This is a genomic window from Sphaerisporangium sp. NPDC051017, from assembly GCF_040683095.1.
Lineage (GTDB): Bacteria > Actinomycetota > Actinomycetes > Streptosporangiales > Streptosporangiaceae > Sphaerisporangium.
The window spans coordinates 1-22,181 of sequence record NZ_JBFBCI010000078.1 but is presented as its reverse complement, the minus strand read 5'-3'; the positions used below and the strand labels follow the sequence as shown (position 1 = coordinate 22,181).

At 69.0% G+C, this 22,181-nt stretch carries 18 protein-coding genes; 9 read left to right on the top strand and 9 right to left on the bottom strand.

All coding sequences use genetic code 11. The features are described 5' to 3' along the window. The 7 genes from AB0M95_RS36645 (at position 1) to AB0M95_RS36615 (ending at position 10,175) form a co-directional block, all read left to right on the top strand. Complete coding sequence (locus AB0M95_RS36645; RefSeq protein WP_363774997.1) at positions 1–1,767, top strand: hypothetical protein; 1,767 nt, start codon at positions 1–3, stop codon at positions 1,765–1,767. Continuing rightward, positions 1,764–2,717 (top strand): PrgI family protein, encoded by a 954-nt coding sequence (locus tag AB0M95_RS36640; RefSeq protein ID WP_363774994.1) that lies wholly within the window; start codon positions 1,764–1,766, stop codon positions 2,715–2,717. Before AB0M95_RS36645 ends, AB0M95_RS36640 begins: the two co-directional genes overlap by 4 nt. Continuing rightward, on the top strand, positions 2,714–4,576 hold the full coding sequence (locus tag AB0M95_RS36635) for an ATP-binding protein (protein WP_363774991.1): 1,863 nt from the start codon (positions 2,714–2,716) through the stop codon (positions 4,574–4,576). Before AB0M95_RS36640 ends, AB0M95_RS36635 begins: the two co-directional genes overlap by 4 nt. Then, positions 4,573–7,143: a type IV secretion system DNA-binding domain-containing protein gene (locus tag AB0M95_RS36630; RefSeq protein ID WP_363774990.1), complete on the top strand. Its 2,571-nt coding sequence runs from the start codon at positions 4,573–4,575 to the stop codon at positions 7,141–7,143. The genes AB0M95_RS36635 and AB0M95_RS36630 overlap by 4 nt, the downstream gene beginning before the upstream one ends. A gap of 62 nt (positions 7,144–7,205) precedes the next feature. Then, the gene (locus AB0M95_RS36625; protein ID WP_363774988.1) at positions 7,206–8,156 is read left to right on the top strand and encodes a replication-relaxation family protein; all 951 of its coding nucleotides are present in this window, start codon (positions 7,206–7,208) and stop codon (positions 8,154–8,156) included. Further along, a complete protein-coding gene (locus tag AB0M95_RS36620) occupies positions 8,153–9,133 on the top strand; it encodes a C40 family peptidase (RefSeq protein ID WP_363774986.1) in 981 nt (326 codons plus the stop codon). The genes AB0M95_RS36625 and AB0M95_RS36620 overlap by 4 nt, the downstream gene beginning before the upstream one ends. A gap of 304 nt (positions 9,134–9,437) precedes the next feature. Then, positions 9,438–10,175, top strand: coding sequence for a hypothetical protein (locus tag AB0M95_RS36615; protein ID WP_363774983.1), 738 nt, complete (start codon positions 9,438–9,440; stop codon positions 10,173–10,175). 77 nt (positions 10,176–10,252) lie between these two features. On the opposite strand, the gene AB0M95_RS36610 is transcribed toward AB0M95_RS36615, so the two are convergent. The 6 genes from AB0M95_RS36610 to AB0M95_RS36585 all read right to left on the bottom strand — a co-directional run bounded on the left by AB0M95_RS36610 (position 10,253) and on the right by AB0M95_RS36585 (position 15,463). Continuing rightward, positions 10,253–10,606, bottom strand: coding sequence for a hypothetical protein (locus AB0M95_RS36610; RefSeq protein WP_363774981.1), 354 nt, complete (start codon positions 10,604–10,606; stop codon positions 10,253–10,255). 92 nt (positions 10,607–10,698) lie between these two features. Then, positions 10,699–11,208, bottom strand: a complete 510-nt coding sequence (locus tag AB0M95_RS36605; RefSeq protein ID WP_363774978.1) for a hypothetical protein — start codon at positions 11,206–11,208, stop codon at positions 10,699–10,701. Positions 11,209–11,275: 67 nt separating this feature from the next. Continuing rightward, entirely contained in the window at positions 11,276–11,845 is a 570-nt protein-coding gene (locus AB0M95_RS36600; RefSeq protein ID WP_363774975.1) for a hypothetical protein, read from the bottom strand. Between the two features lie 528 nt (positions 11,846–12,373). Continuing rightward, positions 12,374–12,835: a hypothetical protein gene (locus AB0M95_RS36595; protein ID WP_363774972.1), complete on the bottom strand. Its 462-nt coding sequence runs from the start codon at positions 12,833–12,835 to the stop codon at positions 12,374–12,376. Positions 12,836–13,091: 256 nt separating this feature from the next. Then, entirely contained in the window at positions 13,092–14,096 is a 1,005-nt protein-coding gene (locus tag AB0M95_RS36590) for a DUF932 domain-containing protein (protein WP_363774969.1), read from the bottom strand. 242 nt (positions 14,097–14,338) lie between these two features. After that, on the bottom strand, positions 14,339–15,463 hold the full coding sequence (locus AB0M95_RS36585) for a hypothetical protein (protein WP_363774966.1): 1,125 nt from the start codon (positions 15,461–15,463) through the stop codon (positions 14,339–14,341). 436 nt (positions 15,464–15,899) lie between these two features. Here AB0M95_RS36585 and AB0M95_RS36580 point away from each other — a divergent pair, with 436 nt between their 5' ends. Further along, positions 15,900–17,186, top strand: a complete 1,287-nt coding sequence (locus AB0M95_RS36580; protein WP_363774963.1) for a hypothetical protein — start codon at positions 15,900–15,902, stop codon at positions 17,184–17,186. Positions 17,187–18,674: 1,488 nt separating this feature from the next. Here AB0M95_RS36580 and AB0M95_RS36575 read toward each other — a convergent pair. Continuing rightward, positions 18,675–19,436 carry an ATP-binding protein gene (locus tag AB0M95_RS36575; RefSeq protein ID WP_363774961.1) on the bottom strand — a complete coding sequence of 254 codons (762 nt, stop codon included), beginning with the start codon at positions 19,434–19,436 and terminating at the stop codon, positions 18,675–18,677. Between the two features lie 281 nt (positions 19,437–19,717). Here AB0M95_RS36575 and AB0M95_RS36570 point away from each other — a divergent pair, with 281 nt between their 5' ends. Further along, positions 19,718–20,107, top strand: coding sequence for a helix-turn-helix transcriptional regulator (locus AB0M95_RS36570; RefSeq protein ID WP_363774958.1), 390 nt, complete (start codon positions 19,718–19,720; stop codon positions 20,105–20,107). Between the two features lie 58 nt (positions 20,108–20,165). On the opposite strand, the gene AB0M95_RS36565 is transcribed toward AB0M95_RS36570, so the two are convergent. After that, positions 20,166–20,960 (bottom strand): BTAD domain-containing putative transcriptional regulator, encoded by a 795-nt coding sequence (locus AB0M95_RS36565; RefSeq protein ID WP_363774956.1) that lies wholly within the window; start codon positions 20,958–20,960, stop codon positions 20,166–20,168. A 974-nt stretch (positions 20,961–21,934) separates the two neighbouring features. Next, positions 21,935–22,181, bottom strand: a 247-nt coding sequence (locus tag AB0M95_RS36560; protein WP_363774953.1) for a hypothetical protein, incomplete at its 5' end; no start/stop codon positions are given.

Here is a 22,181-nt window from a genome sequence, read left to right as displayed (position 1 = left end):
GTGACCCATCCGCCACCCGATCTGCGCACGGCGAGCACGCTGCTCACCGCCACCAGGCTTTGCACGGCGCAGATCCTCACGATCATCGCCATCGCGTTCACCGTCGCGGCCGCTCCTGCCGCCGCCGAACCGGAGCCGCCACCGGCAGCACCGTCGCCGACGGCCAACCCGCAACCCACTCCACCCGCCATGCCCGCACCGGCCACGACGCCGACGGTACCGACCGGGCCGGTGCTCACGCCGCCGGTCCATCCAATCCCCAGCACCCAACCCACGGCTCCTGTATCACCGCCGGATTCAATCCCGACCCCGACGTCGGAACCGGACTCGGCAAGCGGGGAGGAGTGCGGGTGGCTGGACTTCGGCTGCAAGATCAACCGGGCATTGAACGGCTGGTTCGGCCTGGTCGTCACCGAAGCTATCCAGCCTACCTTCCAGACGGTCGGCACGCTCCTTCTGTCCGCGCCGCCGCCGGACATGGTGGCCCGGGTGCAGGAACTGTCCGCGCACGTGCGGCTGGTGGCCAACGCACTACTCGGCCTGTTCGTGCTAGCCGGGGGTGTGATCGTGATGGCCTACGGCAGCGTGCAGACCTCCACCACCGCCACCGAGGTCGCCCCGCGTGTGGTGGTGGCCGCGATCACGCTCAACTTTTCGCTCACCCTCTGCCAGTACGCGATCGAGCTGGCCAACGGCCTGGTCGGCGCGCTGCTCGAGGAGGGGGTGGACGGGCGGCGGGCCGGCGACCTGATCGCCAACAAGCTCGCCAACCCGGTCGGCCAGCTGCAGGGCCCGCAGATGTTCCTCATCTGGATGATCGGCCTCGCCGTGGTGATGGGCCTGATCCTGGCCTTCATCGCGATCATCCGGGTCGCGCTACTGCTGTTCCTGATGATCGCCGCGCCGCTCGCGCTGCTGTGTCACGCGCTGCCGCAAACCGAGCACATCGCCCGGCTATGGTGGCGCGCCTTCACCGGCGTCCTGATCATGCAAGTCCTGCAGGCTCTCGTACTCATTCTGGCGTTCAAGGTCTACTTCACCGACTCAACCGACGCCTTCGCCACCCCGGCCAGCGACCCCGCCCTGGCCGCCGTGAAGCCCATCGTCACGCGCGCCATCGACACCCTGGTCCTGATCGGCCTGCTGTTCATCCTGATCAAAATCCCCGGCTGGGTCGCCCGCTCCGTCTGGCAACCCTCCCAGCCCCAGCTGCTGAACCGCCTGATCAAAACCCTGATCATCTACAAGACCCTCGGCCTGGCCAAGACCGCCCTGACCAGAGGCGGCCGGGCCGCCCGCACCGCCCGGAACGCCTCGGCCGCACAGCAACGCCGCCGCCCACCCGGCGGGACTCGGCGGAGCCCCACAGGACCCCGGCCGCACGGCAGACCGCCAAGAGCACAACCAACCGGCAACCCCACGACCACGGGAGGAACACCACCGGTGACCACCGCTACCCCGGCCGGACCGCGCGGCCACCAGCAGCTTCAGCTTCCGCTCAACCTCCCACCCGCGGCATCACCGCCAGGCTCACGACGCACGGGATCAGCAGCCCAACGGGGACGCCAACTGGCGCTGCCGTTCCCGGTCACCCGCGTGCCACGCCCACCCACACCACCCACCCCGACACCGCCGACCGGCCGATGGATCCGCCCGAAACCACCCTGGACCCAGCCCATGCTGCCCGGCATGCCCACCCGGCCCCGGCAACTGCACCTCCGCCTTGACCTACCGCCCCGCCGAACACGCAGGAAGGACGGCCAATGAACGAGCCCGAACCCTTGATCACCAACATTCCCGCCGACATCAACACCCCGGACAAGCTCGCCTACGGGCTGAACCTCCGGCAAATTCTCATCATCACCCTGACCGGCGGCATCGCCGCCGCCCTCTACTACCTGTTCCAGCACCTCCTGCCCATCGTCATCCTGGCCGCCATCCTTCTTCCGCTCCTGGCCCTCGGCCTGTCCATCGCGCTCGGCCGCCGTGACGGACTCACCCTGGACCGCTTCGCCCTGGCCGCCCTACTCCACACCCGCGCCCACAAGAAACTCGTGTCCGCGCCCGAGGGGGTTGCCGAACCGCCCCCGTGGTGCCGGTTGCGGGGCACGCTGCCCGCCCCGCTGCGCCTGCCAGTACGGGCGATCCGCACCGACGGCGCCCTCGAACTCGCAGACGGAGGCGTCGCCGTCCTCCTCGAAACCGGCACCCTGTCCTTCCACCTGCGCACCACAAGCGAGCAGGCCGCCCTGGTCGGGGCATTCGGCCGGTGGCTGAACTCACTGGATACACCCGTGCAGATCCTCGCCCGCGCCTGCCCCGCCGACCTGTCCGACCTGATCGAGACCGTCGAGCAGCAGGCAGACGCGCTGCCGCACGAAGCGCTGGCCACCGCAGCCCGCCAGCACGCCGACTACCTGGCCGAGCTGAACAACTCGCGCGAGCTGCTGACGCGGCAGGTCCTCATCGTGCTCCGCGACCGCCCCACCACCACCAAGGGACGGCGCCCGATACGGCGGGACGCCTGCGCCGCCGTCGTCCTGCGGCGCGCCGCAGGAGCCGAGCGCAGCCTGGCCGCGCTCGGCATCGCCACCCGCGTGCTCGACGCCGAGGCCGCCAGCCAGGCGCTGGCCGAGTGTCTCGATCCCGGCGGCCGGCACCCACTCGGCCAGGCCCTCCCCGACGAACTGATCACCTCGACCAGGAGCACCAAGTGAAACTACGCCGCCGTATCCGCGACCACGGACCCGGAACGCTGACCCATCCAGCTGCTGTCCACCTCGGCGTCCGAACCGTCACCTTGCCTAACGCTGTCTGCGCGTCGTTCGCGGTGACAGGTTACCCGCGCGAGGTCGGCGCGGGCTGGCTGGAGCCGCTGCTCACCTACCCGGGGCACCTCGACGTGTCCCTGCATGTCGAACCAATCCCGCAGCAGGTCGCGGCCATGCGGCTGCGTCGCCAGCTCGCTCGCCTGGAATCGGCCAGCCGCTCCGACGCCCAGCACGGCAGACTCGCCGACTTCGCCGCCGAGGCCGCCGCCGACGACGCCACCGATCTGGCCGATAGCCTCGCCCGAGGCCACGGCCGTCTCTTCAAAGTCGGCCTCTACCTCACCATCCACGCCCCCACCGAGCCAGATCTGGCGGCCGAGGTGGAACGCGTCCGAGCCCTCGCCTCCTCGCTGCTTCTCGACGCACAACCGGCGACGTTCCGTGCCTTGCAGGGGTGGACCACGACCCTGCCTTTGGGGGTTGACTCGCTCGGCACGACTCGGACGTTCGACACGACCGCGCTGGCGGCGGCCTTCCCCTTCACCTCACCCGACCTCGCCGCGGAGGTCGGCGAGACCGGGGTGCTTTATGGGCTGAGCGCAACCAGCTCGGGCGCCGTCTTGTGGGACCGCTACGCCCAGGACAACCACAACTCCGTCGTCCTGGCCCGAAGCGGCGCGGGCAAGAGCTTCTTCACCAAACTCGAAACCCTGCGCCTGCTCTACCAAGGCGTGGAGGTCGCCGTCGTCGATCCCGAAGACGAATACGCACGCCTCGCGCGAGCGGTCGGTGGCACCTGCCTGCACCTCGGCGCAGCCGGGGTCCGGTGGAATCCCTTCGACCTGCCCGTCAGCCACGGCCCCCACGACGACGTGTTGTCACGGCGGGCGATGTTCCTGCAAACCTTGATTGCGACCATGCTCGGCGGCCGGCTCGTCCCACAGACCAGAGCCGTCCTGGATACAGCGATCATCGCCACCTACCAAGCTGTCGGGATCACCCGTGACCCCGCCACTTGGACTCGGCCCGCCCCGCTGCTCGCCGATCTGGTCACCGCCCTTACCGAAAGTGGACAAGCAGCCGATTCTGCGGGCGCGGAGCTGGCCGCCCAGCTCGCCCCGTACGTCTCCGGCTCCTACCGCGAACTGTTCGACGGGCCCACCACCACCCGTCCATCCGGCCATCTGACCGTGTTCTCGCTGCGGGATCTGCCCGAGGAGATGAAAGCGGTCGGCACCCTGCTGGCGCTGGACGCTATCTGGCGGCGGGTGGCCAACCCTCGCGACCGCAAGAAGCGCCTCGTCGTCGTGGACGAAGCCTGGCTGCTGATGAAGGAACCCGAGGGCGCTCGTTTTCTCTTTCGGATGGCCAAGGCCGCGCGCAAGCACTGGGCTGGGCTCGCTGTCGTCACCCAGGACGCTGCGGATCTGCTCGGTTCGGAACTCGGGCAGGCCATCGTGGCCAACGCGACCAACCAGATTCTCCTGCGCCAAGCGCCGCAGGCCATCGGCGCGGTCGGGGACGCCTTCGACCTGACCGACGGCGAGCGCCAGTTCCTGCTCACCGCCGAACGCGGCGAGGCGCTCCTGGTCGCCGGCCCCGCCAGCCGAGCCGCCTTCCACATCATCGCCTCACCCCGCGAGGTCGAGTTGATCACCACAGACCCCGCCCACCTCGCCCAACTCGACCAGTACGAGTCACCACAAACCTCGTCCACCACGCAGACAGGGCATCTGCCTGCCTCGCCGAGCTTCACCGAGATCACCACCAGCCACCACGAGGACGAGGAGGGCGACCCACTATGAACCGGATCTCTGCTAACCCCAACGGGCCGTGCCTGCTGTGCGGCATCGACGACCGTGATGTTCAGGAAGCCCTGGACTTCCTGGCCGAGCTACCCGCCCGCCTACCTGAACTCGCCCTCGCCCACGGACCCCGTCTCGCTGCAGCCGTGGGGGTGATATGGGCTGTGGCTGCCGTGGTGCGTTATCTGCTCGGCTGGCTTCGTCACGCCGACATGATTCCCCAAGCCCACCTCATCGACGTTTCATCCCCGCCGCGCAGTGATCCAGAGGGCGCGGTGGTGCTGTGGCGGCAACTCATCGGGCTACTGCGGCCCGCGTGGAAACGCTCCTTCACCGGGCAGCCGCATCTGGTGTGGGAGTACCACGGCAGCGACGCCGGAGTCCGCGTCCGCCTGTGGGTGCCGGGCACCATCCCGGCAGGAATCGTGGAGAAGGCTGTCCAAGCCGCGTGGCCGGGCGCGACCACCACCACAAGCTCGGCCGCCTCACCGCTCCCGGACGATGCCGAGGTTGCCGGTGGGCGGCTGGTGCTGGCTGCCCCCGAGCACTTTCCGCTCAAGACGGACCACGACCACGACCCCGTCCGCTCCCTTCTGGAAGCCATGAGCGGGCTGCGCGAAGGCGAACATGCCGTCGTGCAGATCCTGGCCCGTCCCACCACGGGCAGGCGCCTGCGGCACGCCTACCGAGCAGCCGCCCACCTACGTGGAGGAGGCAGCCGCCACAGCCTCGGCCGCGTCGTCGACGAGATCCTCCCTCTGCCCGGTGCCAGCCACGGCCGCCGCCACAACGGCGAGCTTGCCCGCGACTTCCCCGAACGCGCCGAACAAGTCCGCACCATCCTGGCCAAGGCCGGTCAGCCACGCTATACAGTCGCCATCCGCTACGCCGTCGCCACCAGCCGCGACTCCATCTCCGCAGGCACCCCGGTGACCGTCAGCCAAGACGGCATGGGCTCCTCTGCTCTGGTTCGCGGGTGGCTGCGAGGCCAAGCCCACACCCTGGCCAGCGTCTTCGCCCTCTTCACCGGCAGCCACCAGTACCTGCGCCGGGCCCGCCTCTGGCACCCCAGCCGCACGATCGGTTCACGCCGCCTCGACGGCGGCTACCTGCTGTCCGTCACCGAGCTGGCCGCGCTCGCCCACCTGCCCTGGGACATCGACGCCCCCGGCATCACCCGCGCCGGAGCCCGCCCCGTCGCCCCGTCACCGGCCGTGCCCCGCACAGCGGCGGGCGGAACCGCCCGCATCCTGGGCGACGCCGACAGCGGCCCACACCGGCCCGTGGCATTGCCTGTGGCCGACGGCCGCCACCACACTCACGTGCTCGGCGGCACCGGCGTCGGCAAATCCACCCTGCTCGCCAACCTGGTCCTGGCCGACGCCGCAGCAGGCAGGGGCGCTCTGGTCATCGACCCGAAGGGAGACTTGATCACCGACATCCTCAACCGGCTGCCCAAGCGGGCGATCGGCAAAACCGTGGTGTTCGACCCGCAAGACGCAGCCCCGCCACCGTCGATCAACATCCTCGCCGGGCATGACCCCACCTTCGCCGTCGACTCCGTCGTCACCATCTTCCATCGCTGCTTCTCCACAGCCTGGGGACCACGCGTGGATGACCTGCTCCGCTCCACCTGCCTTACCCTGACCAGCGTTCTCGGCCGCAAAGCGACCCTCGCCGACGTACCCCGGCTCCTCACCGACCAGGCTTACCGGGCCAAGATCACCGCCCGGCTGGACGACAGCCTTCTGAGCGGATTCTGGGACGCCTACGAAGCCCTCACCCCAGCCGGGCAAGCAACCGTCATCGGCCCCGTGATGAACAAACTCCGTGCCGTCCTGCTCCGCCCGTTCGTACGGCAAGCGCTGGCCAGCCCGGACACCACCGCCCCCATCGGCCGACTCCTCAACCGAGGCGGCCTGATCCTGGCCCGCCTACCCAAGGGCGTCCTCGGCGACGACGCCGCCCGGCTGTTCGGCTCCATCCTGCTCGCCCACACCTGGCAAGCCACCACCCGCCGCACCAACGTCGCCGAGGCCGACCGGCCCGACGCGTCGCTGGTCATAGATGAGTGTCACAACTTCTTGAACTTGCCCGGCCACATCAACGACGTTCTCGCCGAAGCGCGCGGCTACCGCCTCTCCCTCGTCCTGGCCCACCAGCACCTCGACCAGCTCCCTAACGATCTGCGTGAAGCGCTCTCGGCCGACGCCCGTAACAAGATCTACTTCAACGCTTCGCCCAAAGACGCCGGCGAGTTGAAGCACCACACCGCGCCGCTGATCAGCCCGCACGACCTGACCCACCTGGGCGCCTACCAGGCTGCCTCCCGTCTCGTCATCGACGGGCAGCAAACCTCCGCGTTCACCCTGCGCACCCGCCCCCTCCCCGCCCTGATCGAGGGCCGCGGGGAGGAGATCCGGCAGGCATCACGCGAGCAGTTCACCCAGCCGGACGGCCTGGGCCAGCGGCCCGCCCGCAGGCCACGCGGTCAGAACGCCCTCGGCCCCGACCTACGTACCGACCTTCGTAACGGGCCTCCCGGCCACGACGAGGAGCCCGCCTGAGCCACCCGCTAGTCCACCGACCGGTCCACCACCGACGCCCTATGCCATCAGGAGATTCCGCTATGCCCGCAGTTCGTATTCCGCTCGGCCTGCCGCGTTTCGATGCTGACGCCATGGCCCAGGCGGCCGCCCGGCTCACGCCCCGCGACTACCACATCTTGGAGCATCTGCTTCACCACCGCGTGCTGACCACGCACCAGCTTGAGCGGCTGTTCTTCACCAAGCCGCAGCCCACCCGCCGCCGCCTGGGCATCCTGCACAAGCTCCACACCATCACCCGCTACCGGCCCTGGACTCCCTACGGCGGCTCCGCGCCCTGCCACTGGGTGCTCGGCCGGGCCGGTGCCGAACTGCTCGCCTTGCGCAGCCACACCACGGTCAAAGAGTTGGGCTACCACCCCGACCTGGCCATGTCGATCTCCGTCTCGGCCAAGAGCGGCCACCAGATCGGCGTCAACGACTTCTTCGTCCACCTGTGTCATCTTGCCCGCCACACTCCTGGAAGCCACCTGCGCGCGTGGTTGTCGGAAAAGCAGTGCGCCACGAGCTGGGGCGGCCTGGCCCGTCCCGACGCCTTCGGCTGCTGGTCCGAGAACGGCCGCCAGATCGACTTCTTCCTGGAACACGACACCGGCAGCATGACCCTGACCAAGGTCGCCGACAAGCTCGCCACTTACGCCGACCTTGCCGAGGCCACCCAGATCACCACCCCGGTGCTGTTCTGGCTGCCCAGCCGGAAACGCGAAACCAACCTCCGCGCGGTCATCACCACCACCGAACTGCCCATTGCGACCGCCGTCCAGACAGACCTCGACGACGGCCCGGCCGGACCGTGCTGGCTCCCCCTCCACCGCCAGCTCAGCCAGCTGCGCATGAGGCTTGCCGAACTCCTGAACGCCTGGCCCCACCTCACCCTCGGCCGCAGCCCCGAACAGCCCACCACCGCCACGGCCGTCAGCGACTCCTGCGACCACTACCTCGACAGCCTGTTCCCACAGGACGAGAGCAAGTGAAGGCCGCCGCAGCCGGCGCCGCCTTCCTGCTGCTCCTCGTCTCGGCGTTCGTCGCAGCCGCCACCAGCATCCTGACCAGCTCCGGAACACCCGGTAGCGTCGCCTGCGCGATCCCGCCCAGCACAGCGAGCAGCATGGCAGGCAGCCCGGTCGCGGCTCCCGCTTCAACACCCACGGTGCCGATGCCGGGCTTGGACGCCGAGCAGCAGAGCAACGCCGCGCTCATCGTCCAGCTCGCGATGGAGCACGGCCTGCCCACACGGGCAGCCGTCATCGCGATCGCCACCGCCCTGCAAGAATCCCAGCTCCGTAACCTGCGCTACGGGCATCTCGACAGCCTCGGCCTGTTTCAGCAGCGCCCCTCGCAAGGTTGGGGAACACCCGCACAGATCCTCGACCCCCGCTTCGCCACCAGTACCTTCTACGACCACCTGGTCAAGATGACGCACTGGGAACAGCTCTCACTCACCAGGGCCGCCCAGGCCGTCCAGCGCTCAGGACGCCCCGACGCCTACGCTCAGTGGGAGCCGCTCGCCCAACGCCTTGTTGACGCTCTCGCTGGAACCTGCGTCCCGCTCATCCCGGGCGAGCAGGTCGCCGCCGTGCTCGCGTACGCCCACGCCCAACTCGGCAAACCGTACGTATGGGGTGCCGAAGGACCTACCGCCTTTGACTGCTCCGGGCTGACCATGCGCGCCTACCAAGCAGCCGGAATCACCATCCCACGAGTAGCAGCCGACCAATGGCGGCACGGGCTTTCCGTTCCGCTCGGTCAGGAGCTACCTGGCGATCTCGCCTTCTTCCGCATGGAAGCTGACGGCCCCGGACATGTCGGCCTCGTCATCAGCAACGGACAGATGATCCACGCCCCCAACCGGCGCACCGTCGTCAAAATCGACACCTACCATCGCCGTGACCTGCTCGGCTTTACTCGCCCATCTGCCCACCCCGCCATCGGCCAGCCCGACCCACGCTGACCGTAGGTCGCAGCGGCAGCGTGGCCGCGCTACGGCACCGAACGGGCACGCCCTCCCGGCCGCCGTACGGCTACCACGGGCCGTGGACGGGCCCACCGCACCCCGGGCCACAACCACGGCGACCGCGCGGGATGACGCCCCAACCGGGGCCGGAACAGCATCCGGCATAGTGCCGCACGACACCAGACAGACTCCTACCCGGCGAGGTGAACTGCACGTTCTTCCCAAAACTCGTGGTTACGCAGAGCAATGTGTCCGATACTGTTCGGGAGAATCTCCGGCGGCACCGTGAAGGAGACGCCACGTGTGTGCGATGCGGTTCGCCCCGTCCCAGCTCGTCGTCAGCCTCTCCTACGACCTCAACAACCCGATGAAGATCCGAGCCAAGCACAAGGTCGCCGGCATGCTCCTGCTCGACCGCGACCACGCCAACCGCCTCGAGCAAGGCTGGAACGTCCCCGGCGCCTACCTCCTGCTCGACAGGCCGAACGCCGAGGGCCGGTGGGGAGCCTACGTCGGCAAAGCCACCACCCCCGGGCTACGCCACCGCGTCCTCCAGCAACTCAAGGACCGTGACCACTGGTATCGGGCGCTGCTCATCCGCTACGAATCCAATGAGGACGAGACGCTCAACAGCAGCGAAGCCGGGTGGCTGGAAGGACGCCTCTACGACCACCTCTCCAAGGCCGGACAAGTCCACCTTCACAACCGCAACCGGCCCCAGGACCCCACCCTGTCCGACGATGACGAGACCAGCCTCATCGACTATCTCCTGCCCATCGAGTCCGTGCTGCGCCTCATCGGTCACACCCTCTACCCGCCTCCAGCCGACGCCCCCGACGGCGGCGGCCCCCTCATCAAAATGATCAAACCCGAGCCCAAGCCGGACAAGCCCGCACCCTACGTAAGTCCACTCGGTCTAGGACCCAATCCGTACCTACTTCGAAACCCCACACCCGAAGCGGTGCGGGAGAAGATCGCACTCATCATGGCGGGCAAACACCCTCGGGTGATGGGCAAGGATCCGGGCAGACGGGCCTGATCCGGTGGTACAGGAGGTATGCCCCGCCCAGCACACTTGCTCTGTGCTGGGCGGGGCATGCCACCTACGCCACCGGCTCAGGCGCTACCAGGCACATCCTCCTCGACCGCCTCTTCTCCGCCGAAGATCCGGCAGGCGCGTTCCTCCTCGGCCGTGAGCACCACGGCGGACAACTCCGGAAGGCCGATGGTCACGGCCTTGCAGAGGCGGTGCCAGCCGTCGATGATCAGCACACCGCCGTTCGGGACCGTGGCCACGATCAACGGCTCGGACAGATCCACCTGGGCCGCGTGCTCGGGGTTGATGGCGATGAGCTGGAGCATGGCCGCCCACCACTCGGTCACGATCCGCCCGTCCGGAGCCCGGCCCTGGGTGAGCTTCTTGGCGGCGGTGATGTCCCAGCGCCAGCCGAGCATCTGGAAGACCTCCACACGCGAACTGTCCGCCTGCTCTGATCCCGGCCGGTTCGAGGGCGATGAGCCTGGGGAGACTGCCTCGGGTTCGCCGGTGGCGGTGTGGTGGGTCATGCCGTGGCCTCCTGCCCGGTCGAGGCGCTCGAAGACTGCTCTGCGGAGCGGGCCGGCGCGAGTGTCTCGGCTTGGGTGAGGAAGATACGGGCGGCGCCTTGACGGATGAGGGCGAGGCTGCGGTCGAGGTGGGCCAGGGCGAGCTCGTGCTCGCTGCTCAAGCCGAGGGCCCGTTGGGCGATCCCAGAGTCGAATGGGGTGGGGTCGCCGAGGTAGGGGGTGATCCAGGAGACGAACCTGGCGACGGCATGCGCCGGTCGCAAGCGTCCGCCTTCGGCGTGCTCGATGTGCCGGGCCACCAGCAGCCACCACGTGCACAGGGTCTGCGCGCACAGGGCATCGTAGATCTGCTCGGCCCTCGGCCGCTCGCCTCGGCCGAGGCGACGGACGATGTCGTCGAGGTGATGCTGGCGGGTGTGTCGGGCCTGGTCGATGATCGCCTCCAGCGAAGCCGAAACCGCTTCGGGCGGTGCGCCGGTGGCGGGATGCTGCGGGGAGTTGTTCATGACGTTGGATCCTTTCTTCAGGGGATGTCGCCAGCGCCGGGATGGGCTAGCGCGGTCGGTTGACCGGTCATGGCCCCGCCACCGTGGAGGGTCGCGGGTCGGGGCTGGCCGCTCGGGGATGGTCATGTTCCACGGGCGCGGCCGTGGAAGGGTTGCCTGCCTGGTCGATGAGGTGCTGGGTGAGAAGGTGGCCGCTGTCGTTGAGGAAGTCACGGGCGGCGATGCGCGCGGCGTGAGCGAGGGCGTGATCGAACAACGTGCCCGGCCGGGCGGCCGGAGGCTCCCCGGTCAGGTAGTGGCGGGCCCAGGAGCGCACCCGCCGTAGCGCGTGATCGGCGCTCAGCTTCTTACCGGTAATCTCCTCGTCCACCAGATCCCACCAGGCGCGTGATGCCTGGGCGTGGGCGGCGGCGAACGACTGCTCGCCGGAGAGCCGTTGCCCGTTTTGCAAGGCGAAGATCGCCTCGGCTGACGCTGCGTAGAACGCGTGGCGGACTGCAGTGATCTTGTCGGCGGTCAGCTGATTGAACGAGTGCCGCGCCTGCTCGGCCTGGTTCGCGCTGACGTTTGGGGCGGGGATGATGCTGCTCGGCTTCCCGGGCGGGTGGAGGGGGGCGGACTGACTGAGGTCATCCATCTGTGCATTCCTTTCGTCGGGTGACGCGGATCGGTGAGGGGTGAGGGTCATGAGGGTGGCCACTCGACCAGCCGCTGTGGTCTCATCCGTCGCCGGGGTGGGACGGGCGAAGCGGACAGGGGCGGAAGGTGGGCGGCGGGTGATGGCCGCCCCTGATACGGCACGCGCGCTCGTCGGCCTCCGGCAGGACGACGACTGGCACGGTGGGCGTGCCGTGGGCGAGGGCGGTCTGTAGGTGGGGCCAACTGTCGATGACCGGATAGGCCGCGTCAGGGATGGGAACTGCGATCAACGGCCACGCCACCTTGTGTGAGCCCGCGCCCGTGAGACGTCGGTCAGCCGCGCCGCCTGCGCTATCGGCTCGGCTGTGGGCTTCTCGTCCGCTCGGGGTGGGGCTGAGGGAGGCCAACCCCGCCCACTGGGCGACGGCGAGGCGGGCAGGCTGCTTGGTGGCGGCCGTGGACCTCGCGATCGCGAGGTCCCATTCCCAGCCGATCAGCTCGAACCGGGAACCGCCCGCGCACGGCGTCACGGACGGTAGCCCTCGACCGAGGACCGCTCGATCGCGGAGGCGGCTGGCACGCCCATGTCGCCCGGACGAGTGTTCTGATCGGAGGGGAGGGCGAGCGCCTCGGCGAGCTTCGCGGTCGCGTCTAGGAAGGCACGCGCACCGCCTCTGCGGGACTCGGCCATCGCTTGGGCGAACAAGCCGCCGTTGTTGACCGGGCGGGCGTTGATCAGCGACTCTCGTGCCTGTTGCCGCACGGTCATCAGCGCGGTCGCGCCGTCGACCGTCTCTTCGCGGCCGTGAGTGAGGTCGGTGACCTGCTGCCACCACGACATCCGTTGGTAGGCGTAGGCGATACGGGCCAGGTCCTTGTCGTGCAACCTCCCTTCATCGTCGAGGGAAGCGATGCGGGTGAGTGCCTCGCCGAGTTCCCAGCGGGCGGCGTTGGCGTAGTGGACCGCCAGGTCTTCGAGTCGCCCCATGATGATCTCCTTTGCTCGCGGTAACGGGGTTGTGAGGGGTGGGTGCCCTGTGCCCGGCGCGGGCGGGGCCGGTCTGGTGGCCGGGTGCGGCAGGAAGCGCGGGGCTGTGGGTTCTACCGACGCGGGCCACCTTTGCGGACGGGTCCGTAGGCGTGCGTTTCCGTAGGGCCCGCGTGGCGTGTGGTGTCCGTAGCGCCCCCGCGCAAGGCCGTGGTGTCGGGTACGGCCCCGGGCGGGGCCGTACCCGACAGGCCGCTCAGGCGGTGGCCAGGAGCCGGAACGCGCGAGCCTTGAGCTTGGCGTTGTCGTGGTCATCCAGCAGGGCCCGCTCCGCCCGTACGGTCGCCACGTCGCGGCTGCCGAACACCGGGCTCTTGTGGTCCAGCCGCTCGGTCACCGCGTTGTACGCCGCCCAGCGCGTGTTACGGATCGGCTCCTGAGTCGGAGCCTGCGCAAACAGGTACTCCAGATCCCGCATCGTCAGATCGTGATTACGCTTCGCCAGCTCTTTCGCGTCGGCCGGAAGGGGATGCAGACGGGCAGCGAACTGCCGGAACTCCTTCACATCCATCGGCATGGCGAGCAGCTTCTCGGCCTCAGCGACGAACGCTTCGCCGTGCTTCCACGTCAGTTTCAGCGCCTCACGCGCCTCAGCGATACGCCCGGCCACGTTGCCGGTATGCCGGACGGTGAACTTCGAGGCGTGGTTCGCGAGCGCGGCCCGTTCGGTGTTCGCGCACACCACCCGGACCGGGGTAGCGACCGTGACGAACGACCCCCACCCGTCATGCCGGGAGAACGCCGCCAGGTACAGGTCGAGCTGATCGAACCCGCCGACCATGAGCGGCTCGGGCAGGCGCATCGTGACGAACACCCGGCGTCCGCCGTTCAGCGAGCCGCCCGTGTCGAAGATCGCCCCGGACTCGTCCACCAACGTCTGCAGGAACCCGGTGACGTCTTCGTTCTGCAGGACCTGGTAGTCCCGGCCGACCCGGCCGAGGCGTTCGGGCTGGCCGGTGACCGGGTTGGTGCGCACCACGAGGAAGTCCTCGTCCGTGACGACCGGCAGGCCGGTGACCGGGTCGGTGACCTGGCCGACCGGCACCTTGCGCACGTTCCACCCGGCGAGCTGGGCGTGGGACAGCAGCTCCTCGGCGGTCATCGGGCCGGGCGCGGTGTAACCGAGCCCGTGCCAGCCCGGCTTACCTGCGGCGGCGAACCCGGCCGAACCATTGGCGAAGATCTCGATCTCGTGAGCCATGACAGTGCCTTTCTGATGTGTGGGCATGCGAAACAGACGTGGTGGCGGATGGGGGCGTCCGGTCTGGCCTCTCAGCGTCGGGGCCGGTGGACCGGTGATCGGTGGTGGTCAGGGCGGGCCGGGCGGTGTTGCCGCCCGGCGGGAGAGCCAGGGGCCGTGGGTGGTGGGGGCGTCGGTGGGGTGACCGACTGGGCTACGGGTCCGGGCGGGCCGGTGTGGGGCGGCCCGCCCAGACCCCGGGCTCAGCCGGTGGAGGTGTCCGCCGCCTCGGCGGGCGTGCCGGGCTCGGTCGGGACCTGTGTGGGGTTGGCGGTGGGGGCGAGGGCGAACCGGCGGGGCCGCTCACAGGTCAGCACCGCATCCCCGAGGTTGACGAGGCGGTCCAACGCGTTGGCCACCGCACCAGACGAGGCGTCCAGCACCTTCCCGATCTCGTACGGGGTGAAGTCCTTGTCCGGGAACTCGATCAGATGCGCGTGCACCCGATCCCGCAACGCCCCCGGGCGTACCCCGCTCCCCACGCCGCCGCTGCTGGCGGTGCCCGGGCGGGCAGCGGACGCGGGACGATCCGGGGCGGCGGTACCGGTCAGCGCCGCCCGCGCGTTACGGTGCACCGAGGTGACCCTGGCCATCGCCATCTCCAGGCACCCCAACGCCATCACGGCGTTACCGTCGTCTTTTGCCAGGGCGACCCCGCCGAACAGGTCCGTCAGTTCCGCTAGCTCGGCACGCACGCGCGCCCATGCCGGGTCATCCGCCGCCTCAACAGCGGGCTCGTCGGCGTGGGCATCGGCGGGCCCCTCGTCATCCGTCAGGGCATCCGGCTGACCGTGCGTCTCCCCGGTCGGGTCCTCGTCGCTCGGCTCGTCCCCGGTCACCGCCTCGGGTGCTTCCTTTGGGGTGACATCGGCCGTTTCGGTGCTGGCGGGAAGCGTCTCCTCCTGCGCTGCGGGCGCGCCCGCATCGTTGGCAGGTCCGGCCTCGGTGCCCGACGTTTCACTGTCCGGGTCGGTGATGTCGCCGGTGTTGGTGGTGATCGGGTACCACCGGTCAGCGGCGCGGCCCCGGGTCTGACCGTCGTTCGTGCCCGGCTCGCGGCGGGCGCGCCCGTCGGTTTCGAGCTGGTTGAGGATCTTGCCCGCCACCATCCGGCTCAACCCGGCCGCCGCCCCGATCGTCGTGGCGGATGTGCCCGGCTCGGCGTTCAGCGCCGCCCACACCGCCTCCACACGTGCGTCCCCGCCCGACGTGGGGTCGGCGTCCGGGGCGGCGGTGTCGGGGCCCTCAGGGCCGGTCAGGGACGCGGCGTCGGCGGGGACGATGACGGCGGATTCCGCGTCAGCGGCGATGTTGTCTGCGGCGGTCATTTCCGGGGTGTTGATAGCCATTGCGTGACGCCCTTTCCGGTCGCATTTCCCGGCCCGTTCGGGCCCGGTGTTTTTCGTTTGCGTGACGACCATCCCTCGCATATAACGCGGATGGCAAGTCGACCGGGTCATATTTTTTGTCACCCCAACGGCTGGAGAGGCTAACCAAACAAACTAACCGCCGATCTGCTGAAACATCTCACAAGAAGCTTACCGAAGCGGCTTGATATTTACAGCCGGCCCAGCTCTTCCCGCATTCCACCGAACGACGGCAAACGACGCCACTTTGCCCGATTCTCGATGGGTGGAATCTCGCAGGTAAACACGCGGCCGGGTTGACATTCATACGCGATCGAGCGTCCATGGAATTAGGCGATGAACCGCCGCCGAAAACCGCACCCGGAATAACGTGCCGGGGAAACGAAAGGGAAATCGCATGGCACGCACGATCACCGCCGCCCACGAGCTCACGGTGGACGCCGCCCACCTACGCGGGCTCACCGCCCACGGCCCCGGATGGGCGCTGATGTGGGACGGGCGGGACGTGTTCGCCGCCCACGCCGACATAGCCGACCACGGGGCCGTCTTCGAGATCATCGACTGCGACGACCTCGCCGCTATGGAGGAGGCACACGTCCGGCGCGGCCAACCGGCGGACCCCGCCACCATCGCCGCCGAGGTCACCGGTCAGGCCCGTACCCGCCTCAGCCAATGGCGGCGAACCCTCAAGATGATGGCCGCCACCGGCCCCTACACCGCCGCCCTACGCCCCCACGGCATCTGCCGCCACCGGGACAGCCGCCCCGCCACCGACGACGGGCACATCATCACCGACTACTGGATCGCCCCTACCGGCGTGACCGCGTCGGTCAGCATGCCGTACTTCGCCGACTCGACCGCACCCATCACGATCATCATGACCGGCCCCCAACCCCGTAGCGGCGACGAGCCCGCGTACACGGTAACCGTGCCCCGCCGTACCCCGCCCGCCGCCGTCGCCGCCCTGATCGCCGCCGCCGCCGGACTCCCCCCGCACACCGCCACCGGCTACCGCCACCCCCACGACACCGGCTTCCCCGACACCCCCCGCTACATCGAAGTAGAACCGGCCCACGCTCGCGCCCTCGCCGCGCACGGCCCCGGATGGGCGATCATGTGGAACGACCGTCACGCCCAACCCGTCATCGTCCGCCACGAACGCGGCGACGACGGCTCCCTGCTCGAAATCTGCACCTACGAGGGCATGTTCAACCTGAGGGGCCAACACGACGAATGCGACGATTGCAGCGCCTGCGGTCTCGACGACACCCCCGACTACGAGGCCATCGCCGACGACATGACCGACATCCTCGGCGACTTTCACCCGGCCCGAGATGACATCGCCGACCACATGGGCGCGACTGTCCCCTACACCCGTGCCCTCACCGGACACGGCTTCCACTGGCTCTTTCAGGGCACCCTCCACGGCACCACGTTCGATCAGTCCTACCACGCGCCCGACGGCCACCTCATCAAGATCAAAGTCCCCCTCACCCCCGCAACCCCCCTGACCATCGAGTGGTCCTACCTCAGGTCCGGTAACCCAACGGCCACCATCCCCACCACCGAACTACCCGCCGACACCGCGCCCGCCGACGTGGCCGCTCTGATCACCGCCCACATCACCAACCGCCCATCCACTGCCGCCGACCTCACAGCCGCTGACAGCCCCGCCACCGCCTAACCCGCCCCACCGCCCGTGACCGGGCCCCGGCACCGCCCCACACGGCGGACCGGGGCCCACTCATGCCCAATCCCGGGCCAACACACCCGCCGGACATCGGCCGTGCCCGACACGGGTAACTCGGGCGATCACGTGAACGTCCCCGGCCCCATGACGGGCAGATGGCCGGGACCGTCTTATCTGGGCAGGCCAGACAATGTCGGCGAATCCGTACCCGGGCGACCGGTATGGGGCGGCCCGGGCTTGGCACGCGAGGTTCTGCTCGCATGCTCAGGGACGAGCCGGCCGACAGGCCGGCACGTTCGGAGCAGAAGAGTCAGCAGAGAAGGAGGGCAAGTAGCTCGCCATGATCAACCACAACCAGATGCAGCAGAATTGACAGCCACGCGGGAACACGCCTGCACACATATTCAGGGGATCGCCTTAAGGCGATTCGGGGCGGGCATCGCAACACACGAAACCCGCACGACCTGAGGAAACGGCACGCCAAGGGGTGAGGCGCTCTCAGCGGCAACACCAAATGCGACAACAAAACGCGACACCGAAGACAACACCGAACAACGCCCTGCGCGTGAACCCGCAACAGCGAACGCCACACCCCGAGCGGACTCAGCTGCAAGCGATCTCCAGCCTTAGACGGCGGGTTCGCCCCTCCCCTACCAGAAGCGAATCCACCCTGGCCTGTCCGCCCGTCCGACGTTCCTCCACGCCAGGCAGGCGGATGGGTATCGACGCCCACCTACACCCCAGGTGTCAAGCCCGCCTCCGACATCACGCGGGGGCCGTGTCGGCCTCACGCGGCAACGGCGTCCACTGCAGCGGGCTTCAACCGGGCCCGGCGATGTCGAGGCTCATCCCGACCCGAAGGCCGGTCCCGACCCATTGAACGGCCGCCTTCTCCGAATCGCGAGTCCGGCCACGAGTGGTCCCGCCGCTTGCCCCACGTCCACAGCGCCCACCCCTGCGGCCACCACATCACCCGAGCCCGGTCAGCGCCAGCAACCGCCCACGTGCCCGTCCCCAACCGTTCGGCGGCCAACACCCCCAACGGCGACGCAACGGCCGTCAGCGTGCCGCTCAACCCCGCCACCCCACGTGCCCCACCGGCGCCCGCCCCTAACGCCGAGGCCGGTGGAGACGCGCTCGGCCTCGTACGGCCCCCATCCAGCTCCGTCGCCAGCAGCCCGGCCAAGGTCGGCGGCAACAGCCCGATCTCCAACGCACCGCGCTCGATCGCCCCAGACGCAGACGAGACGGGCACGGCCGAAGCCAGCTCTGTCGGGATGGGGTTAACCGGAATCGGCGGCAAAGCCTGCCGCAGTTCCTCCGGGCCGGTCCCGCTGATCATGACCTGCTTGCCGCGCATCGCGAGCCACCGGTACCGCACCACCAGGAAGGCCCAGTCGGGCCAATCCCGGCGCAGCCTTGCCAGCGCCTGTTGCGCCCACGGCTCCTGCCCGAATGCGGACACCTGGTCCGCGTGCGGCCTCAGCTCGCCTCCCGCAAGCCTGCGGAAGGGTCCAGGTCAGCAGCTCCTTGCTCGCCGACCGGCCCCGGTGTACTCGCCGAAACCGTTACGCCCTCCGGCAAGGCGCCCAGCCGACGGTCCGGTACGTCGCCCGGTGCTCCCTGCTGCCCCACGAACGCACGGTGGGGGCAGGCGACCTGGCCGATGTTCACCGGTTCACTCGGCTCAGCAGGGATTGGATCGAGCGCGAGATCAGCCCAGACCGCGTGGCCTGTGATCGCATTACCCGCGATCCCTGTCCGGGCCGCCAGCTCAGCCACCCCGGCCAGGCCCCACCCGTGCTCGGCCGCCTCGGGCACTGAGCTAGGCGCGCGGGAGAAGTCCGGGGATGGGCCGCCGCCCAGGTCATAGACCACGATCCGGGCCACGTCTGTGCCGCGTAGCACCTCGACCACGAAGAATCCCCGCTCCCGGCCCGAACGCGAGTGCCGCAGCGCGTTGCTGACCAGCTCGGCCGTCACCCACCGGGCGTCGTCCACCCGGCCGGTGTCGGCCAGAAGCTGGCCCACCATGCGGCGCGCGGGAGCCGACTGATCTCCCCGCCCGGGAAAGGCCCGCCGCCAGGCCATCCCGCTCCACACCTGCGAGGCGCGCAGCGTCGACATCACCAGCCCCGGCGCCAGATCCGGGAACTCTTCCACCGCTGACGGCCGCTGGCACGTCGACGAAACGAGGAGAGGGTTCGGCTCGGCCGAACTGGCGTGCTGTGTGCGTGTGTCCATGCGGATGTCCCTTCTGTCACGCCCCCGGCACATCCGGGGAGCGGCCTGCACGATCACTCACCTCGCCGCCCGAATCACACCCCCAACGCGTCCCCACGCGCCCACCCGCCCCGGCCTGCGGCAACACCATTCCCACGACCGCGGGCACCCGAGACCGACCCCGGCGATCACCCCACGCGGAGACTGGAGCCCCTCCCCAAAGGCCGCCTACCGTCCCCCAGCCCCGAATGCGGGGCACCGACGCGCCCACCGCGCGTGGGCAGGAAAGGGGACGTCAACGCATGTCAGGTACCGGATACCAGACGCTTCTCGACTGCCGCCGCCGCAGCCGATACCTACGCCAGCACGGGTTCACCGTGGACCAGATCGCCGTCATCCTCACGCTCGACCACCCCGCCACCCCGCTCCGCCTCTACCGGCATGCCACCGGGCTCACCGCGGCGCAGACGATCGAGGTCTTTCACCAGCTCGCCGGCACCATCGGTGCCGGATTGCGCGAGTCTCGCCTCTACGACTACGAGAACTGGCCGCAAGCAGGCCGGCGACCCTCCGTCTCCACGCTCTGCCTGCTGGCCCGCATCTACGAGACCAGCCCTGCCCATCTGCTCACCGCCGAGATGTTGGCCACCTACGCAGGTCACGACCAGCGCATTCTTCACGAAGAAGGATGAGCCCCGACCGGGGCTCACCCTGAGGTCTCTACTATCCGCCGCTCTTCGAAGGTCCTGGTTAACGAATGAACCGCTCATACACCTGCCGCGCCTGCGCACTCGGCACCGCGTCGATCTCCGCCAACCGCTCCCTCAACAGCTGGAACGAACGCCGTACCGCAGGCAGGCGCCCAAGTTCGCCTTGAACCGACATCAGCAGGCACCACAACGTCTCGCTGCACGGATCGATGCGCTCGACCGCCAACCGCAGCACGTCCACCGCCCGGCCTGGATCATCGGCCCGCACCAGCTCGGCCAGCCGCTCAGCGGCATCCGCCGCCTGCCGCTGAGCGGCCTGCCGCAACGGGAGCACCCACAGATCATCACACCCAGCCAGCAGCGCCCCCCGATACAAGGCCAGCACCTCATGCAACGCCGCCACCCGCATGGCGTCCTCGGCCGCGATCGAGGCCAGCTTGCACGCGTCCTCGAACCGCCAAAGGTCCACATCGAACGATGCCGCCGGCAGCAGTCGCCGCTCCCCGGACTTCAGCACGAACCGCACGCCGGCCGCACACCCCACCGCCTGCCGCATAGCCCGGTTGATCTCCCGCACCGCCGACTCCAACCGGCGCCCGCCAACCTCCCCCGGCCACAGCATCTCGGCGATACCCTCCGCCGAAACTCCGTCCCGCGACACCGAAAGCAACGCAAACAACTCCCGCGCCTCGGCACGGCCGAAGGAGACCTCTGCCCTGCCATACGACAGCCGCGGTACCCCCAGCACCTCGACCTTCGCCTTCCCCGCCGCCGCTACGAACCCCGACCCCAGCCCAGCTGAACCGCCTGGCACAAAGGGCGCCTCAGCCTCCATACCCGCTTCTGCACCCGCCGGCTGGGAGCTGGGCTGGTCAAGCTGAGACGTAGTCACCGCCAGATGCTCGCTACGGTCAGGCTCGGCAACCGACTCCGCCGTCACGCAGTCGACCGCAGGCGCCCGCGCCCCAGCGGATGCCAGGACAACCGCCGGAGGTACTTCAGCTTCCTGAGCCTCCTCACCGTTGCGACCATCGATACCGCCAGACAGGCCCACGGCAGAGGAGCCCGCGCTCGCCTGCACCGGCCAGGACCGTAGACGACCGATAAGCGCAGCGCTCAGGGCCATGAGCATGAGCCCGAACGCCAGCGCGACACCCAGCGGACCCCTCGCCTCAGGCAGATTCTCCGACCTCGGCCTCACCGCATCGCCCGGTACAGGCACAGAGGAAGGCGCGGGGGCCGATGCCGACGGCGTTTCCGATGGAGCTGTTGGTGTGAGAACCATCGTGGACGATGGCTCCCTACCGTTCCTTCGTGGGCGCTGCTGACGGTCGGCCCCTACCTGACGATCTCGGTTGGGAACTCGACCCGGAGCCCGGCCAGCTTCCCGGCCGCTTTCACGCGGCATGCGCGGTTCGGCATCCCTCCTACGAAATTTGGCTGGCTCAGCTTCAGGCTGTTTCACCGCAGAAACCACCTCGCGTGGCCTCGACACCTTCTGCGGCTTAGGAGAGAGCGAGGCATGCACCGGATTGCGCTGCGACCGTTCCAGCAACTCCGGGAGATCCAGCGCCCGGCCTTCCACCAGGTCGCCATACACCAACGCGCAGAACTTCTCGATGTCGTACACCTGACGCGGCGCTTGGCCCACCTGCGGACAGTAAGGCTCTGCGTTAGCCAACGCACTGGCTGGCGAACTGACGCCAACCAGAATTGACGCCGCAACTGCCGCACTCAGCTTCCTCGCTACGTCTTCGACGAGTTGCCGCCGCATACTGCCTCCCTGTCACTTTTGAGCCTTCGCACTGATCAGACCGTGCGCGGCACCGCAACAGGGGTGGTGAAACTCTCCACGGCAGCTACTGGCGGGGGCGCGGTGTCCGGGGCAGCGAGAACGCCTATGACAGCGGGCCTTTGGGGCACAGCGCTCGATGGTGAGAACTCACCATCGCTCGGAACCATGTGAACGATCTCGTAATTGAGCAGGGGGACGCTCACGTAATTGAGCGGGTCCTGGTCTGAGTTCTGTTTTATCGCGTACTCGTCGTGCTGGGGT

What these genes read in the sequence shown, in the direction of transcription:
- AB0M95_RS36640 (WP_363774994.1), top strand. Translation starts at nt 1,764, where the DNA reads ATGAACGAGCCCGAACCCTTGATCACCAACATTCCCGCCGACATCAAC.
- AB0M95_RS36630 (WP_363774990.1), top strand. Translation starts at nt 4,573, where the DNA reads ATGAACCGGATCTCTGCTAACCCCAACGGGCCGTGCCTGCTGTGCGGC.
- AB0M95_RS36625 (WP_363774988.1), top strand. Translation starts at nt 7,206, where the DNA reads ATGCCCGCAGTTCGTATTCCGCTCGGCCTGCCGCGTTTCGATGCTGAC.
- AB0M95_RS36605 (WP_363774978.1), bottom strand. Translation starts at nt 11,208, where the DNA reads ATGAACAACTCCCCGCAGCATCCCGCCACCGGCGCACCGCCCGAAGCG.
- AB0M95_RS36600 (WP_363774975.1), bottom strand. Translation starts at nt 11,845, where the DNA reads ATGGATGACCTCAGTCAGTCCGCCCCCCTCCACCCGCCCGGGAAGCCG.
- AB0M95_RS36595 (WP_363774972.1), bottom strand. Translation starts at nt 12,835, where the DNA reads ATGGGGCGACTCGAAGACCTGGCGGTCCACTACGCCAACGCCGCCCGC.
- AB0M95_RS36590 (WP_363774969.1), bottom strand. Translation starts at nt 14,096, where the DNA reads ATGGCTCACGAGATCGAGATCTTCGCCAATGGTTCGGCCGGGTTCGCC.
- AB0M95_RS36585 (WP_363774966.1), bottom strand. Translation starts at nt 15,463, where the DNA reads ATGACCGCCGCAGACAACATCGCCGCTGACGCGGAATCCGCCGTCATC.
- AB0M95_RS36580 (WP_363774963.1), top strand. Translation starts at nt 15,900, where the DNA reads ATGGCACGCACGATCACCGCCGCCCACGAGCTCACGGTGGACGCCGCC.
- AB0M95_RS36575 (WP_363774961.1), bottom strand. Translation starts at nt 19,436, where the DNA reads ATGGACACACGCACACAGCACGCCAGTTCGGCCGAGCCGAACCCTCTC.
- AB0M95_RS36570 (WP_363774958.1), top strand. Translation starts at nt 19,718, where the DNA reads ATGTCAGGTACCGGATACCAGACGCTTCTCGACTGCCGCCGCCGCAGC.
- AB0M95_RS36565 (WP_363774956.1), bottom strand. Translation starts at nt 20,960, where the DNA reads ATGGAGGCTGAGGCGCCCTTTGTGCCAGGCGGTTCAGCTGGGCTGGGG.